Consider the following 13,522-nt stretch of genomic DNA (forward strand, 5'->3'; position numbering starts at 1 on the left):
TCTGGTCCAGAGCGGCGACGGCGGTGGACCAGTGCGGAGAAGCTTCGGATCGTGGAGGAGAGTCTGGCGCCTGGGGCCAGTGTTGTCGAGGTTGCTCGACGACATGATGTTCACCGCAATCTGGTTACGGCTTGGCGGCGGCAGGTCCGTACAGGCGTCCTTGCTTGCGGGCCCGAGCCGATGCCGCAGCGGAGTGACGAAGTCTGTTTTGCGGCGGTCTCCATTGCGCCAGACCGGCAACCGTCTACGGCGCCCGCCGGGAGCTGCGGCGCGATCGAGATTGAGTTCGCGGCCAGAGCTCGGATGCGGATCACGGGCGCGGTTGACGCCGCGACGCTGAGCGCAGTCGTGGCGGCGCTGACCGATGGACGGCCACGATGATCCCGTTGCCTGCCGGCGTGCGGGTATGGCTCGCAACCGGCTATACCGACATGCGGAAGGGCTTTCCGTCGCTGGCCTTGCAGGTTCAGGAGATCCTGCATCGCGACCCGCTGGGCGGTCACCTGTTTTGCTTCCGTGGTCGTCGCGGCAATCTCTTGAAGGTGATCTGGCATGACGGCCAGGGCGCCTGCTTGTTCACAAAGCGCCTGGAGCGGGGTCGCTTCATCTGGCCGAGCCCGGCTGAGGGTGTGGTGACGATCTCGTCGGCGCAGCTCGGTTATCTCTTGTCCGGGATCGACTGGCGGCACCCACAAGAGACGTGGCGGCCGACATCGGTCGGATGAGAGAGCTTTGAGCTTGCGGATCGTGATGGATGTGATTCCATCATCGTCGTGACCACATCTGAATCGCTTCCCACCGATCTGGCCGCCGCACACGCGATGATCCTCGCGGAACGGGCCGCGCGCCGTCAAGCGGAAGCAGTCGCGGCGAGCGCCAAGGCGGAAGCTGCCAACGCGAAGGCAGCCGAGGCGCTGATCAGTTACCTCAAGCTCGAGATCGAGAAGCTGCGCCGCCAGATTTATGGCACCCGCTCGGAGCGCAAGGCACGGCTCCTGGAGCAGATGGAGCTTCAGCTCGAAGAGCTGGAAGCAACTGCAACCGAGGACGAACTGGCAGCCGAGCAGGCCGCGGCCAAGACACAGACCGTGCAGCCGTTCAAGCGCACGCGGCCGTCGCGCAAACCGTTCCCCGAGCATCTGCCGCGCGAGCGCGTCGTGATCCCGGCGCCGGAGAGCTGTCCCTGCTGCGGCTCATCGAGGCTCTCGAAGCTGGGCGAGGATATCACCGAGACGCTGGAGGTCATTCCCCGGCAGTGGAAGGTGATCCAGACGTTGCGGGAGAAGTTCGCGTGCCGGGGCTGCGAGACGATCACCCAGCCGCCGGCACCCTTCCACGTGACGCCACGCGGCTTCGCCGGGCCCAACCTCCTGGCCATGATCCTGTTCGAGAAGTTCGGCCAGCATCAGCCCTTGAACCGGCAGAGCGACCGCTATGCCCGGGAGGGCATCGATCTGAGCCTGTCGACACTGGCCGACCAGGTCGGCGCCTGTGCGGCAGCCCTGCAGCCTCTCCATGGGCTGATCGAGCGCCACGTCCTGGTCGCCGAGCGGCTGCACGGCGATGACACCACGGTGCCGATCCTGGCCAAGGGCCAGACGGTCAAGGGGCACATCTGGGCCTATGTCCGCGACGACCGGCCGTTTGGCGGACGGGCGCCGCCGGCCGCGCTCTATTACGCCTCGCGCGATCGACGACAGGAGCATCCCACGAGGCATCTCCAAAGCTTCACTGGCATCCTGCAGGCCGACGCCTATAGCGGCTATAACGAGCTGTATGACGCCTCGCGCGCGCAGGGACCGGTCACGCCCGCACTCTGTTGGGCTCATGCCAGGCGGCAATTTTTTGAGCTGGCGGACATCGCCGCCAATGCGAGGCGAGACAAGAACGCCGCGGCGATCTCGCCGATCGCCCTGGAGGCGGTCAAGCGCATCGATGCGCTGTTCGACATCGAGCGCGGCATTAACGGCCAAAGCGCCGAAGAGCGGCTACGGATGCGCAAAGAACAAAGTGCCGTGCTCTTAAACGCATTGGCATGGCTGCGCGAGCAGCGCGCGCGGCTGTCGAACTCGTCATCGGTCGCCAAGCCAATCGACTACATGCTGCGCCGCTGGGATCGGTTCGCTCGCTTCGTCGAAGATGGGCGGATCTGCCTGACAAACAATGCGGCGGAGCGAGCGCTGCGCGGCTTTGCTCTCGGCCGCAAGTCCTGGCTCTTCGCCGGCTCCGAGCGTGGTGCCGACCGCGCCGCCATCATGGCGACGCTGATCATGACGGCAAAGCTCAATGACGTCGATCCGCAAGCCTGGCTGGCAGACGTCTTGGCCCGCATCGCCAGCACCCCGCAAGGTCGCCTCAATGAGCTGCTGCCTTGGGAATGGAAGAGAACCCCCGTTCAGTCCGCTGCCTGATCGGGACGCCGCTCGATCATCCCGCGGCCCTCACCGGACGGTTACCAAGATTGCGTCAGAGCCAAATTTGCAAACGATGACGTAATTGCGGTCGACGTTCGGGAGGAAGGTACTCTCGCTATTGTCAGGCTCTCGCAATCAAACGATTCGGAGCAGCTATGATGAAGCAATACGTTGGGCTGGACGTCTCGCAGAGGGAAACGGCGATATGCGTAGTTGGCGAGATGGGACAAGTAATCTTCGAAGGAAAGGCCAAATCTGATCCGGGCGCGTTGACCAGCCTGCTTCGCAAGCATGCGCCCCATGCCGAGCGCATCGGATTCGAGACTGGCGCGATGGCGAGTTGGCTGTGGCATGAACTCCGCAGGGTTGATCTTCCCGTTGTCTGTATCGACGCTCGGCACGCGCACGCAGCCCTGTCGGTTCGCATGAACAAGAGTGATCAAAACGACGCGCGAGGTCTCGCCGAACTGGTGCGGGTCGGTTGGTACCGGGAGGTGAAGGTCAAGAGCGAAGAAAGCCAGAAGATTCGTGCGATACTCGTTGCGCGATTTCGTCTCGTGACCATTCGCCGGGATATCGAGAACCAGGTTCGCAGCCTGATCAAGGAGTATGGATTATTGTTCCCCCGCGCAATCGGCCTGCAGTTCCGCCACCAGGTCCACGAGCTTTTGGGCGATGATCATCAGCTCCTGAGCGTGATAGCGCCGCTCTTGTCGATCCATGAGAACGTCTGTCAGCAACAGAATAAGTTCGATGACCAAGTCCGCCGGTTGGCAAAGCAGGACGAGACGACGCGCCGTCTGATGACGGTCCCGGGTGTTGGCGTCGTGACTGCCCTAACTTTCCGCCATACGATCGATGATCCCTCGCGCTTCCGATCGGCCTCGACAGTTGGCGCCTATCTGGGGCTTACGCCGCGACGCAACCAATCTGGTGAAACTGACACCAACGGCAAGATATCTCGTTGGGGCGATCGATTTCTGCATCTGGGTCGACGGCACATCGTTCGACTGGGGGCAGGCGAAGGCGGCATAATCCTATTTTACAAGCTCCTGGTCCGGCCCCGCCGGACTGGCGATGTCCCGCTGGGACGGTGGTCGTGGCGACCTCGGTCAATCGGCTGGAGGCGGTTCGTCCGCACTCCGCTGCAAACGTTGAGGCGCTCGATCCGGACATCATCATGAGGCGCTCGCGACCTCGGAAAGGACCATGACCCCAGCTACGACATCAATCCAATTACGCCGAAGCCGCCAAGGACGTCGATTATCCAATCCCGCTAGGCGATCGTCTCGCCATCCGCGATCGCTCCGTCTCCGCAACCCGACCAGCTCCGACGGAGCAATCGCTACCGGCGTGCCACTGGAGAGAAAGAATGGCAGCTTGACAACAGCCCGCAATTAAAGGGCCGATTGACAGCCGATCTTCCCTCATTGCGTCTGCACGAGCTGCTGCCTTGGGAATGGAAGCTCCTGCGCCAAGCCGACAACCCCACTGATCAGCAAGCCGCTGACCTTCACGCATCGCCATCATAGAACTCGCCGTGCCCGCGCGCATGCGTCAATCAGGCGGTCTTCGTCGTATGCGTACGTTCCGCCTGCTTACACAGGGTGAGCTTCCGAATGTCATACCTGCCGCTTTTCCACGTGTTCCATCGCCTTGTGCAATACGGCGCTACCTCAATTTGGCAGCAGACTGTGCCAAATTCCCCGGCTCGCGCTAACGAGCTGCTCCGCTCGAAGGAGGATTGGCATCTGGGTTGGGTGAGGCGAGCTTCTCCGCGTGCAGGATCACCTCCTGGCGGCGCTCGGGGCTGTCAATCCTGAAGAAGGCGTGCAGCAGCCGCAGGGCTTGGAGATCCAAGAAGCTTGCGAGTTTGAATTTGCGCTCGTCCATCAACCCCTCATGCGATGCCAGAGCGGACATTCGGTCGCGCACGCTACAGAAAGGCAAGCTCTTCGAGGGTCGATGGCCATAGTCCCGTATTCCTACGGGCCGAGGATCTAGGCAGCGAGCGCTCCGTACTCCTTTGCGCGGCAGGGTGAGACTCGAGCGACAATCAGGATGAGACTGCGCCGGTGGGGACGGACCGAAGGGAGGGCGTAGCCCGACCGGAAGACCGTCCCCATCGGCGTCGCGCAGTTTTGAACCCGTCTGGCGGCCGGGCGGGATTGGTGCAAGCTGTTGATTCGTCTCGACCAAGAGGGAATCGGCGCCGTGCCTGGCCTCCACATCACCGACCACCAAATGAGGCCATACATGACCTACCGACTCACATTGTCCCCCGAGGCCGCCGGGGCCAAGGCGGGTTCTCGAAAGCGAGCGCGTAGCGGATCGAGGGCGATGTGCGTCCGCCATCGCAGAAGAAGGCGCCGAGGGGCCGGCGACGATTCGATCCGCTCGCGCCCTATTGGGACGCCGAGATCCTTCCGATCCTAGAGGCTGCCCCCGGGCACCCCCGTGATCGGCGTGCTGGACGAACTGCGCCGACGGCATCCCGACCTCACCCCAACAACCGACGCACGCTGGAGCGGCGCATCAATGCCTGGTGGTCGCTCAATGGCCCCGAACAGGACGTGATCTTCCGCCAGGAAGGATGAGCCCGGCCGTCTGGGTCTGTCCGACTTCACCGACACAAGCGCGCTCGGCATTACCATCGCCGTGAGACGCTCGATCACCGGCTCTATCGCTTCCGGCTGGCCTTCTCCGGCTCCGAGCATGCTATGTCGTGCTCGGCGGCGAAAGCTTCGTCGCCCTGGCCGAGGGCCTGCAGACCGCCCTGTGGGCGCTCGGCGGCGCGCCGCGGGACATCGTAGCGACAGTCTGTCCGCGGCGTACCGCAATCTGGCGGCCGATGCGCGGGGATCTGACATAGCGCTACGCCGCGCTGATGGGCCATTACCGCATGGCAACACCGCGCAACAATGCGGGCATCGCACACGAGAACGGCTCGATGGAGAGCGCGCACGCTGCGTTCGCCTCTCGTTCCGGAAGGCTCGACAGACGGAATGCATGCCGCGCTCGCCGCGGCGGGATATGACGCCATCATGGTGACTGAAATTGAGGTCGACCAAAGCTTCCGGAATTTTGACGAGTATTGGGAGTTCAGACCTTGCCCTTCTCGCCGCCCGGCAAGAGCGTCGCCAGACTTGACAACGCTCAACGAGACCATTTGCGCGAGACCTTGCCGATAGCTTCCGACGGCAGCATCACCTATTCGGCAACCGCATTGGCTGGCAAAGCACGGAGGCCATGAAGAGCACTGGTACGCGTATTCCGGAAGGTCCGGTTGGCCCGGCGTCCCAGCAGTCAGTGGCTGCCGGCCGCCCGGTGTTCACCGTGTCTGCTTTGGGTCTTGGCCATGTAAAAACGTTCCTAAAGAAGACCGGTTCTGAGAGACCCGGTTCGGCCTGAGGCCGCGATCGCAGATATCAACGGCTTGTCCCAACGATGTTCATGACCCGCGTCAGATTATAGGACTATAGGCCAGGACGGAGAGTGCCATCTCGGCGGCAATGTTCGGAAGGGTCTTGGTGAGGAAGTGTGTTGCTCCCGATGCGAGCCTTCATCGTCCCGGACGGACGCTCGACCGTCTCGCGACGCTGGCGCATGGCTTGTTGGTTTGCATCAAGCCGTGCTGTACGGCCTCGAGCAGGTGCTCATGCCCCCATCGTGCAATTCTCCGCTCTGGCCGGTCGTGGCATTGCGATTTGAGCGAACAAGTTTGACAGGCGGTGGTCCACTAGTGTCCCGAGTTACAAGTTCGCAATCGTAGATTCGCAGTGGATTCGCGTCGCTGTGCCAGAGATGGCCGCTGTAACAGCGACGGAGGATCTGATGTCGGCCCAGCGACTTGCGCCCCTGATATTGAGCGATGATGAGTTTGCCGAACTTCAGTCGCTGACAATGCGGCGGAAGACGGCGCAGGCGCTGGCTCTGAGAGCCCGGTTCGTGCTGGCCTGCGCGGAAGGCGGGCAGAACAATGAAGTGGCGGCCAAGCTAGGCCTGGAGCGGAGAACGGTAGGCAAGTGGCGGCAGCGTTTTGTAAAGCAGCGCGTGGCCGGCTGCACGACCAGCCGCGTCCGGGGCGCCGCGCACCATGACGATGTCCGCATCGAAGCCGTGATCGTGCGGACTCTGGAAAGCTGCCCCGAGAACGCCACTCATTGGAGTTCTCGGAGCATGGCGAAAGCCAGCGGGCTGTCGGTGTCGACGGTGCAACGCATCTGGCGGGCCTTCGGGCTTCAGCCGCACCGGCTGGCGACATTCAAGCTCTCGACCGATCCGAACTTTGTGGCCAAGGTGCGCGACCTCGTCGGCCTTTACCCCAGCGAGCTCCTGAGTTGGTTTTAATGCGACGAGAAGGCCCGGTCATGGGCGCATCAAGCCCCTGACCAGCGGCGATGTGACCGGGTAGCAGCCCAGGAGGCGGGGCTGGAACCTTGCCATCATTGGCGGGTTCTCGCAGGCCGCATCCTGCGGCCAGGAGATTTTCATGAAGAAGCTGATGCTGACCTGCGCGGCCGCCGCGCTGATTTCGACCGGTGCGATGGCGCAGTCTACGGTCGTCACCACGACCACCGGCACGGGTCATGCTGCCGCCGTGCAGATCGAGCCAGAATACCGCACGAAGATCCGCACCTACGTCACCGAACACAAGGTCCGTCCCGTGCAGACCCGCGAGAAGATTGTGATCGGCCAGCCCGTGCCGCGCGAGGTCGAGCTCGAGGCGGTGCCCGCCGACTGGGGTCCCTCGCTCACGAAGTACCGCTATGTCTACTCGGGCGAGCGCGTGATGCTGGTCGACCCGTCGACCCGCACGGTCGTTCAGGAGATCGACTGAGTCCTTGGCGGGTCGCTGAAGTCAGCGGCCCGCCACGCCGATCCGGCCCGCCCAAAATCTCACCCCCTTTCACGAGCGGCCAGTTCATGCCGATCATTCGATATTTCGTCTTTGTGGGCGGTCTGTTGCTGGCCCTGCTCTTCGCTGCGGACCGTTACCTGCCCGCTCCAGTCGAAACTGCCGCCGCGGCGGATCCTGACAGAACCATCATCCGGATCAGTTCGGCGAAAAGTCTTCCGGAGAAGATCGTGTTCGACACAAGTCCGCGTACTGACGTGCCCAAGGTCGCGCAGGCGGATCCCATCCCTGAAGGCCCGCAGGAGCAGGTTCGTCAAGCCATGGCCGCAATGCCTGCAGCACCTTCGGCCGAGATCAAGAAAGAGCCGCCTGCTCACGTCTACGCGGGGGCCAGTCCGCGGCCGAAGCGCTCGGCCCAGCCTTCGAGAAGGGCATCCGAGCGACGGCTTGCCTTCGACCGACACGACCCATTTGCCGGCGGATGGTGGTGAGCGGAAGTTCTAGGTCGGTCCCGCACGCAAGGCCGCGCGTCCAACGCGCGGCCTTCATTGTGCGGTCGGACCGATCTCACCAGTGATCGATGACGATGCCAGCGATGCCGAACGACCGGATGGGACCCGCCGTAATAGGCGTAGGCAGGCCGCACGACGCGGCGATAGCGATAGCCGTAGGAGACCGGCGCCGTGTAATAGGTCGTGGTGCATCCGCCGCCCCAGCGATAGGGCCCGTCGTACCCGTAGTCGGAGGCGTAAGGGCCACCGTATTAACCGTCCCGGTAGTAGCCGGCCCCGCCGTAATAGCCATAGCCCGGACCCCAGGCGTAGGCCGAGGAAGCAAGCCCGCCGATGACCGCGCCCGCGACCAGGCCACCCGCGAGGCCCGGGCCCCAGCCGCCCCAACCTCCTCGCCAATGGGCTTCGGCAGGAGATGTCGTGGCTACCGAGGCGAGACCAAGAGCGCCACCATCAGCGCCGACATTGCAAGTTTCTTCATCGAAAAGCCTTTCACGTTGCTCGGCGTCAACGGGAAGAACAGGCAATGGTTTCTGCTGGCCCCGACGGCGAGCGGGCAATGGATTGCTCGGCGCCGGGGCAGCGTTGCCTGAAGAGATCCAGCTCGAAACAATGCATCTGCGCTCGACGGGTTCGCGATCGATGTTGCGCTGCAGCATTCTTCCGAGAGGCGCTCGGCGTCTTCACCAGTGAAGCGCAGACGATGTTGAGTGGCGGTAGCGTGCGTTTGCGGTAAACTATCTCTCTTTCCTTGGGGCGTCCCATGTTCGATCCAGCAGCGACGGCGCTTTTGCGCGCCGTGTTCGAGGAGGTCTGCGAAGACGTTCCGCGCCTTCAGGCCGTAGCTCACACGCACGTCGCCTCTAAACTACTGGAAGCGACGTCAAAGGGCGAGACAGCGCCGGAGAGCCTGGCGCAGGTGGGGCGCGAAGCGCTCCACGACGCTCCCACCATGTGGCGATAGCGGAGGGCGAGGGTGAACTTCCAGGTCACAGTGCTGAAGATCCTGGTGAGTTATCCCGATGGATTCGCCGTCATGGCGGATCTCAAGCGTGACATGGCGATCCTTGCGACTAGCGGCCGCGACTGGTCCGAGCGGACAAAGCGCCTCGCCGCGCGTGTCCCCGATCTCGACATCTTCTCGCAGGCGCTGATCGAACGCCTGAACGGAGGATGGCGGATCACGGAGAAGGGCAGGACGGTACTCGACTTCATGGAAGCCAGGTCTTCAGGAACGCAAACCGCACTAGACGCTCCGGTCGAGCAGCTCTCGTTCGCTCAGCCGGCGCCCAGGCTAGTCGTCTCCAAAAGGGCCGGCCGAAACCAGCGCCTGCAGCGCCGCCGCGCAGCACGTGCGCGAGCGCGCGCCAAGGCATCCTGAACCACCTCTCGTCCGGAACCGGGAAAAACCGGAAACTTTCAGCGGTGCCTTGAGTTGGCAGCGATTGGGTTCGTCTCCGGAGAGTGAGCATGGTCGACGATGTCGTCTTGAGGAGCGCCGCGGAGACGGCATGGACGGTGTACCGGGCGCGGCACCCCGAGGTCTGCGCTCGCGACAGCCGGCGCTGCTTGCTCGAGCGCCACCTGCACAGGAGATGGGAAGAGCGCGAGAGCGACACCGAAGAACTCGCGAGCTTCGGTATCGCCTACCTGCACCGTCTTCCTAGAGACGAATGTTGACGAGCATGAAAATGCTCGTCGTGCGCGCAGCCCGCGGAAGCACAAGGCCAAGTTGGACGCTGCTCGCGATTTCGTTTCTGATCTCCGCGGCTGTCGTGATCGGTTTGCGGCTCGTCTTTGGGGCCTGACCGATGCGGATTGCCCAGCTTTCTCCGTTGGCCGAGAGCGTTCCGCCGAAGCTCTATGGTGGCACAGAGCGGGTAATCGCCTGGCTGGTGGACGAGCTCGTCCAACACGGACACGACGTCACCCTCTTCGCAAGCGGCGATTCGAGAACCAAGGGAAAGCTTCATGCCGTTTGGCCGCGCGCGCTGCGCCTGGGGCGGCGGGGCGCCGATCCGAACGCCGCCTGCGCGCTCCTCATCGAGGCGATCGCCGAGCGCGCGCGCGACTTCGACGTCATCCACTCCCATGTCGACTGGTTGCCGCTGCCGGTCCTGAGACGCACGGGAGTGCCGTTTCTGACGACCATGCACGGACGCCTCGACCTTCCCGGCCTGGCGGACGTGATCGGCGCTTTTCCGGAGGCCCCCTTCGTCTCCATCTCCGACAACCAGCGCCGTCCGCTTCCGGACGCCAACTGGATCGCGACGATCCCCCATGGGCTTCCCAAGGACCAGTTTCGACCGTCGTTCGAAAGCGGTTCGTATCTGGCGTTTCTCGGACGGCTCACGGCCGAAAAGGGGCCGGAAGATGCGATACGCATCGCACGTGCCGTCGGGATGCCGCTGCGGATAGCGGCCAAGATACCCCGGGCAGAGACGGCGTACTTCAAGAAGAAGCTGGAGCCCGAGATCGACGGCAAGGAGATCAAGCTCGTCGGCGAGGTGGATGAGGCCCGCAAGGAGCCCTTCCTCGCGGGGGCCGCCGCGCTCCTGTTTCCGATCGATTGGCCGGAGCCGTTCGGTCTCGTCATGATCGAAGCGATGGCTTGCGGTACGCCTGTGATTGCGTACCGCTCCGGATCGGTGCCGGAAGTGGTCGAGGACGGCGTCACCGGCTTTATAGTCGATGGCGAGGAGCAGGCGATCGAGGCGGTTGGGAAAGCGGGCCGACTGGATCGGAGCAGGATCCGCGCCCGTTTCGAAGAGCGCTTTGCAGCCGACCGCATGGCCCGGCGCTATGAAGACAGCTATCGCAAGCTGCTCGCTCGCGGAGGCTGTCGCGCCTGACGCATCCGAGCGCGAAGGATTCGAAAGAGATCGTCGCACGTTCCGATCTGGGAACAAGCGGCAATCATACGCGTTGGGGCGGGCATCCGAACGGGTGCGTCACCTGGAGGAGAAAATTCGATGAAAAGCTTTCTTGCCGTCGCTCTGCTGAGCACTGCCGTGATCGGCGGCGCCGCGTTCGCGCAATCCGCTCAGCCGGCCGACCGCGCCGCGCCGACGGCCACCGCACAACCCGCCGACAAGATGATGCTGAAGGACAATTGGCGCGCTTCGAAGCTCATGGGCCTGAACGTCTATAACGAGGCCAACGAGAAGCTGGGCGACATCAACGAACTGCTGGTCGACAAGAGCGGCAAGATCAATGCTGTGGTGATCGGTATCGGCGGCTTCCTCGGGATGGGCGAGCACGACATCGCGGTCTCGATGGACAAGCTGAAGTTCGTCGAAGAGCCGGTCCGGACCAGCTCGACCGGCAACTCGACCACCACGCGCGAGACCACGACCACCGGTGCGGCTTCGACGAGTACGTCGAGCCGCAACACGAACGATTGGGTCCCCGACCATGCGGTCATGAGCGGCAACAAGGAGCAACTGAAGGCGCTCCCGCAGTTCAAGTATTCGGATTACAACTGACCTTCGCAAAAGATCTTTCGGGATCGGGGGCCTCCATCCAGAGGCCCCCCTTTTCCACGCGAGGCATCCTAAAACAAGAACGGCCCGCCCGGAGATGCCGGACGGGCCGTTCAAGGATGCGTCCACTTGCTCAGTGCATGTGAACCAGGAAATAGCCGACGCCGCCGACGATGAGAACGGCAGGAACGGCCCACAGAATCAAGACAGGCATTTACGCCTCCATGGTTGATTAAAAAACGAAGCGTCGAGCAGTTACTGCTCGGTGCAGACCTTTGTGGTCTTGACCGCGGACTCGGCCTCGACCTTGGTCTTGTAGACGCCGTTGCCGACGACCGTGGTGGTGGTCGTGGTTGGCTTGCTGTCGACCACGGTGCACTTCTTGGTGGTGGCGTCGCGCACGATGTAGAACTCGGCGCCGCTGGCGGCCTGGGTGCCGAGGGCGAAAGCGGCGAGCGCGCCGCATACGATCAACTTCTTCATGATGTCCTCCTCAGTGTTTGTATCACTGCAAACGAGCGTTCGTCGTCGAAGTTCCGCTTGTTCCCACGGGCGATATCGTCGTTGCCATTTCGCTACAGCAGCAATCTTGCGGCATCCGGAAGAAATCGAGCCGAGATTGCCAAGTTTTCCCGCAACGGAACCCCGCTTGTCGCTGCGGGTTGACCGGCGTCCGCATTTAGGAGGTTTCAGAGATGAACAAGCGTTTATTATTGGCTACGACGGCTGCAATCGCGATCGCGACTTCGGCTTTCGCTCAATCTTCGCAGAGCTCGTCGAGCTCCAGCCCGACTTCTACCCAGCGTCAGCAGGATTCCTCGACGCCGTCGTCTTCTACCTCAGCCCCGGCAAACAACTCTTCGTCCGGATCCGCGCAGACCAGTCCTTCGACGAATTCCGCCCAGACGCAATCTCCGTCATCGACGGGGCAGACCGCTGCAGGCCAGTCGTCCAATTCGGGCGCGGGCACCAACACCACCCAAGCGCCCTCGAACAACTCCACCAACCAGGCTCAGACCAATCAGCCGTCCAACCAGACCAGGGCGCCTTCCAGCCAGGCGCAGACCAATCCTCCTTCGAACACAAACAACCAGACGCAGAGCGCCAACCCGCCAGCCTCAACCACCAACCAGGCCCAATCGCCGTCGGGTAGCGGATCGACAAACACCGCCCAGCAGCCCAACAATCAGCAGAACACGGCAGATCGTTCGTCGAACACCAACGTGAACGCGTCGGTGAACATCAACGACCAGCAGCGGACCCGCATCAGCGCGTCGATTTCGCACCTGAACGTGCAGCCGCTCACCAGCGTGAACTTCTCCCTGTCGGTGGGCACGGTTGTGCCGCGCGACGTCCGTCTGCAGCCGCTGCCGGCCGAGGTCGTCGAGATTGTCCCGCAGTACCGCGGTTACAACTTCGTCCTGGTCAAGGACGAGATCGTGATCGTCGAGCCGTCGACCTACAAGATCGTGACGGTCCTGCCGTACTCCGGCCGCTCGACGGCCGCTGCGCCGGCGAGGACGGAGCAACGCAAGGCGACGTTCAGCGATCGTGATCGCGAGGTGATCCGGAAGCACGCCAAGCCTCGCCCTGTCGAGCGCGAGCGGCAGACCACCGGCAGCACCGTGCGCACCGAGATCCGCAGGGGGGAGCGCCTCCCGGAAGGCGTGGAAGTCGAGACTTTCCCCGAGGAGGTTTACCGCGAGGCACCGAGCCTGCGGGAGTACCGGTACATCAACCGGGATAGCCGCACCTACATCGTCGAACCAGGGGAACGTCGCGTCATCGAAGAGATCGATTGATCTTGTCATTACCAAGGAGAAACACCATGAGGACTATCGCTTTCGCAGCGTTCGCTGCCACCGTCATGGCGGCCTCGGCAGCCTCGGCAGCTCCGCTCAATGCCCCCCCGATCGGGTCGGCGGAGCTGGCAAACATCGATCAGGTCCGCCTGGTCTGCAGCGAGTACGGCCGCTGCTACCGGACCCGCGGCCCACGATACGTGCAGCGCTACTACGGCGGCGACGACCGCTACGTGGTGCGCAGAAGCTACGGCTCCTACGGCGGTCCGGGCTACTACGACCGCGGCTACGGCTATTACGGCGGGGGGCCGAACATCGGCTTCAGCTTCGGCACCGGCCGCTGGTAACTGACAATCTTGGCGCCGCCCCATAGGGCGGCGCCTGCTGCATGGATCGGCCTGCTGCAGCTTGTGGCGTCTGAACAGCTCCCCGTGGAGGACGCGCGAAAGCGACG

Annotated in this window: 16 protein-coding genes and 1 pseudogene; 14 read left to right on the forward strand and 3 right to left on the reverse strand. The window is 63.2% G+C overall.

All coding sequences use genetic code 11. From position 1 onward, the window contains the following. Nucleotides 1-51: 51 nt before the first annotated feature. The 4 genes from FJV43_RS18795 to FJV43_RS18810 all read left to right on the forward strand — a co-directional run bounded on the left by FJV43_RS18795 (nucleotide 52) and on the right by FJV43_RS18810 (nucleotide 3,598). The gene (locus FJV43_RS18795) at nucleotides 52-381 is read left to right on the forward strand and encodes a transposase (RefSeq protein WP_239629229.1); all 330 of its coding nucleotides are present in this window, start codon (nucleotides 52-54) and stop codon (nucleotides 379-381) included. Beyond that, on the forward strand, nucleotides 378-725 hold the full coding sequence (tnpB, locus tag FJV43_RS18800; protein WP_135176416.1) for an IS66 family insertion sequence element accessory protein TnpB: 348 nt from the start codon (nucleotides 378-380) through the stop codon (nucleotides 723-725). Before FJV43_RS18795 ends, tnpB begins: the two co-directional genes overlap by 4 nt. A gap of 96 nt (nucleotides 726-821) precedes the next feature. Continuing rightward, nucleotides 822-2,411 (forward strand): IS66 family transposase, encoded by a 1,590-nt coding sequence (locus tag FJV43_RS18805; protein ID WP_239629490.1) that lies wholly within the window; start codon nucleotides 822-824, stop codon nucleotides 2,409-2,411. A 158-nt stretch (nucleotides 2,412-2,569) separates the two neighbouring features. Continuing rightward, nucleotides 2,570-3,598 (forward strand): IS110 family transposase, encoded by a 1,029-nt coding sequence (locus tag FJV43_RS18810; RefSeq protein WP_239629231.1) that lies wholly within the window; start codon nucleotides 2,570-2,572, stop codon nucleotides 3,596-3,598. Nucleotides 3,599-4,130: 532 nt separating this feature from the next. On the opposite strand, the gene FJV43_RS18815 is transcribed toward FJV43_RS18810, so the two are convergent. Further along, on the reverse strand, nucleotides 4,131-4,307 hold the full coding sequence (locus FJV43_RS18815; RefSeq protein WP_239629233.1) for a hypothetical protein: 177 nt from the start codon (nucleotides 4,305-4,307) through the stop codon (nucleotides 4,131-4,133). A gap of 351 nt (nucleotides 4,308-4,658) precedes the next feature. Between FJV43_RS18815 and FJV43_RS18820 the strand changes: the two are divergent. The 4 genes and pseudogenes from FJV43_RS18820 to FJV43_RS18835 form a co-directional block, all read left to right on the forward strand. Then, a pseudogene (locus FJV43_RS18820) lies at nucleotides 4,659-5,379 on the forward strand (IS21 family transposase); the annotation flags it as partial. Nucleotides 5,380-6,248: 869 nt separating this feature from the next. Beyond that, entirely contained in the window at nucleotides 6,249-6,764 is a 516-nt protein-coding gene (locus tag FJV43_RS18825) for a helix-turn-helix domain-containing protein (protein WP_239629234.1), read from the forward strand. Between the two features lie 142 nt (nucleotides 6,765-6,906). Continuing rightward, nucleotides 6,907-7,254 carry a DUF1236 domain-containing protein gene (locus FJV43_RS18830; RefSeq protein ID WP_239629236.1) on the forward strand — a complete coding sequence of 116 codons (348 nt, stop codon included), beginning with the start codon at nucleotides 6,907-6,909 and terminating at the stop codon, nucleotides 7,252-7,254. A gap of 86 nt (nucleotides 7,255-7,340) precedes the next feature. Further along, nucleotides 7,341-7,763, forward strand: a complete 423-nt coding sequence (locus FJV43_RS18835; RefSeq protein WP_239629238.1) for a hypothetical protein — start codon at nucleotides 7,341-7,343, stop codon at nucleotides 7,761-7,763. Between the two features lie 445 nt (nucleotides 7,764-8,208). Here FJV43_RS18835 and FJV43_RS18840 read toward each other — a convergent pair whose 3' ends face one another. After that, a complete protein-coding gene (locus FJV43_RS18840) occupies nucleotides 8,209-8,634 on the reverse strand; it encodes a hypothetical protein (RefSeq protein ID WP_239629848.1) in 426 nt (141 codons plus the stop codon). 126 nt (nucleotides 8,635-8,760) lie between these two features. Here FJV43_RS18840 and FJV43_RS18850 point away from each other — a divergent pair, with 126 nt between their 5' ends. The 4 genes from FJV43_RS18850 (at nucleotide 8,761) to FJV43_RS18865 (ending at nucleotide 11,269) form a co-directional block, all read left to right on the forward strand. Then, on the forward strand, nucleotides 8,761-9,165 hold the full coding sequence (locus tag FJV43_RS18850; RefSeq protein WP_239629241.1) for a hypothetical protein: 405 nt from the start codon (nucleotides 8,761-8,763) through the stop codon (nucleotides 9,163-9,165). Between the two features lie 89 nt (nucleotides 9,166-9,254). Continuing rightward, on the forward strand, nucleotides 9,255-9,464 hold the full coding sequence (locus FJV43_RS18855) for a hypothetical protein (RefSeq protein WP_239629243.1): 210 nt from the start codon (nucleotides 9,255-9,257) through the stop codon (nucleotides 9,462-9,464). Nucleotides 9,465-9,595: 131 nt separating this feature from the next. Continuing rightward, nucleotides 9,596-10,636 carry a glycosyltransferase family 4 protein gene (locus tag FJV43_RS18860; RefSeq protein ID WP_239629245.1) on the forward strand — a complete coding sequence of 347 codons (1,041 nt, stop codon included), beginning with the start codon at nucleotides 9,596-9,598 and terminating at the stop codon, nucleotides 10,634-10,636. A gap of 120 nt (nucleotides 10,637-10,756) precedes the next feature. Continuing rightward, nucleotides 10,757-11,269 carry a PRC-barrel domain-containing protein gene (locus FJV43_RS18865; protein WP_239629247.1) on the forward strand — a complete coding sequence of 171 codons (513 nt, stop codon included), beginning with the start codon at nucleotides 10,757-10,759 and terminating at the stop codon, nucleotides 11,267-11,269. Between the two features lie 252 nt (nucleotides 11,270-11,521). Here FJV43_RS18865 and FJV43_RS18870 read toward each other — a convergent pair whose 3' ends face one another. Further along, nucleotides 11,522-11,749 carry a hypothetical protein gene (locus tag FJV43_RS18870; RefSeq protein WP_239629249.1) on the reverse strand — a complete coding sequence of 76 codons (228 nt, stop codon included), beginning with the start codon at nucleotides 11,747-11,749 and terminating at the stop codon, nucleotides 11,522-11,524. A 212-nt stretch (nucleotides 11,750-11,961) separates the two neighbouring features. On the opposite strand from FJV43_RS18870, the gene FJV43_RS18875 reads away from it, so the two are divergent. Beyond that, nucleotides 11,962-13,068: a DUF1236 domain-containing protein gene (locus FJV43_RS18875; protein ID WP_239629250.1), complete on the forward strand. Its 1,107-nt coding sequence runs from the start codon at nucleotides 11,962-11,964 to the stop codon at nucleotides 13,066-13,068. Nucleotides 13,069-13,094: 26 nt separating this feature from the next. After that, the gene (locus FJV43_RS18880; protein ID WP_239629252.1) at nucleotides 13,095-13,415 is read left to right on the forward strand and encodes a hypothetical protein; all 321 of its coding nucleotides are present in this window, start codon (nucleotides 13,095-13,097) and stop codon (nucleotides 13,413-13,415) included. Nucleotides 13,416-13,522: the final 107 nt, after the last annotated feature.

It is taken from the genome of Bradyrhizobium sp. I71 (genome assembly GCF_022354745.1).
GTDB classification, from domain to species: Bacteria; Pseudomonadota; Alphaproteobacteria; order Rhizobiales; family Xanthobacteraceae; genus Bradyrhizobium; species Bradyrhizobium liaoningense.

What these genes read in the sequence shown, in the direction of transcription:
- FJV43_RS18815 (WP_239629233.1), bottom strand. Translation starts at nt 4,307, where the DNA reads ATGGACGAGCGCAAATTCAAACTCGCAAGCTTCTTGGATCTCCAAGCC.
- FJV43_RS18835 (WP_239629238.1), top strand. Translation starts at nt 7,341, where the DNA reads ATGCCGATCATTCGATATTTCGTCTTTGTGGGCGGTCTGTTGCTGGCC.
- FJV43_RS18810 (WP_239629231.1), top strand. Translation starts at nt 2,570, where the DNA reads ATGATGAAGCAATACGTTGGGCTGGACGTCTCGCAGAGGGAAACGGCG.
- FJV43_RS18830 (WP_239629236.1), top strand. Translation starts at nt 6,907, where the DNA reads ATGAAGAAGCTGATGCTGACCTGCGCGGCCGCCGCGCTGATTTCGACC.
- tnpB (WP_135176416.1), top strand. Translation starts at nt 378, where the DNA reads ATGATCCCGTTGCCTGCCGGCGTGCGGGTATGGCTCGCAACCGGCTAT.
- FJV43_RS18865 (WP_239629247.1), top strand. Translation starts at nt 10,757, where the DNA reads ATGAAAAGCTTTCTTGCCGTCGCTCTGCTGAGCACTGCCGTGATCGGC.
- FJV43_RS18855 (WP_239629243.1), top strand. Translation starts at nt 9,255, where the DNA reads ATGGTCGACGATGTCGTCTTGAGGAGCGCCGCGGAGACGGCATGGACG.
- FJV43_RS18805 (WP_239629490.1), top strand. Translation starts at nt 822, where the DNA reads ATGATCCTCGCGGAACGGGCCGCGCGCCGTCAAGCGGAAGCAGTCGCG.
- FJV43_RS18875 (WP_239629250.1), top strand. Translation starts at nt 11,962, where the DNA reads ATGAACAAGCGTTTATTATTGGCTACGACGGCTGCAATCGCGATCGCG.
- FJV43_RS18825 (WP_239629234.1), top strand. Translation starts at nt 6,249, where the DNA reads ATGTCGGCCCAGCGACTTGCGCCCCTGATATTGAGCGATGATGAGTTT.
- FJV43_RS18870 (WP_239629249.1), bottom strand. Translation starts at nt 11,749, where the DNA reads ATGAAGAAGTTGATCGTATGCGGCGCGCTCGCCGCTTTCGCCCTCGGC.
- FJV43_RS18860 (WP_239629245.1), top strand. Translation starts at nt 9,596, where the DNA reads ATGCGGATTGCCCAGCTTTCTCCGTTGGCCGAGAGCGTTCCGCCGAAG.
- FJV43_RS18880 (WP_239629252.1), top strand. Translation starts at nt 13,095, where the DNA reads ATGAGGACTATCGCTTTCGCAGCGTTCGCTGCCACCGTCATGGCGGCC.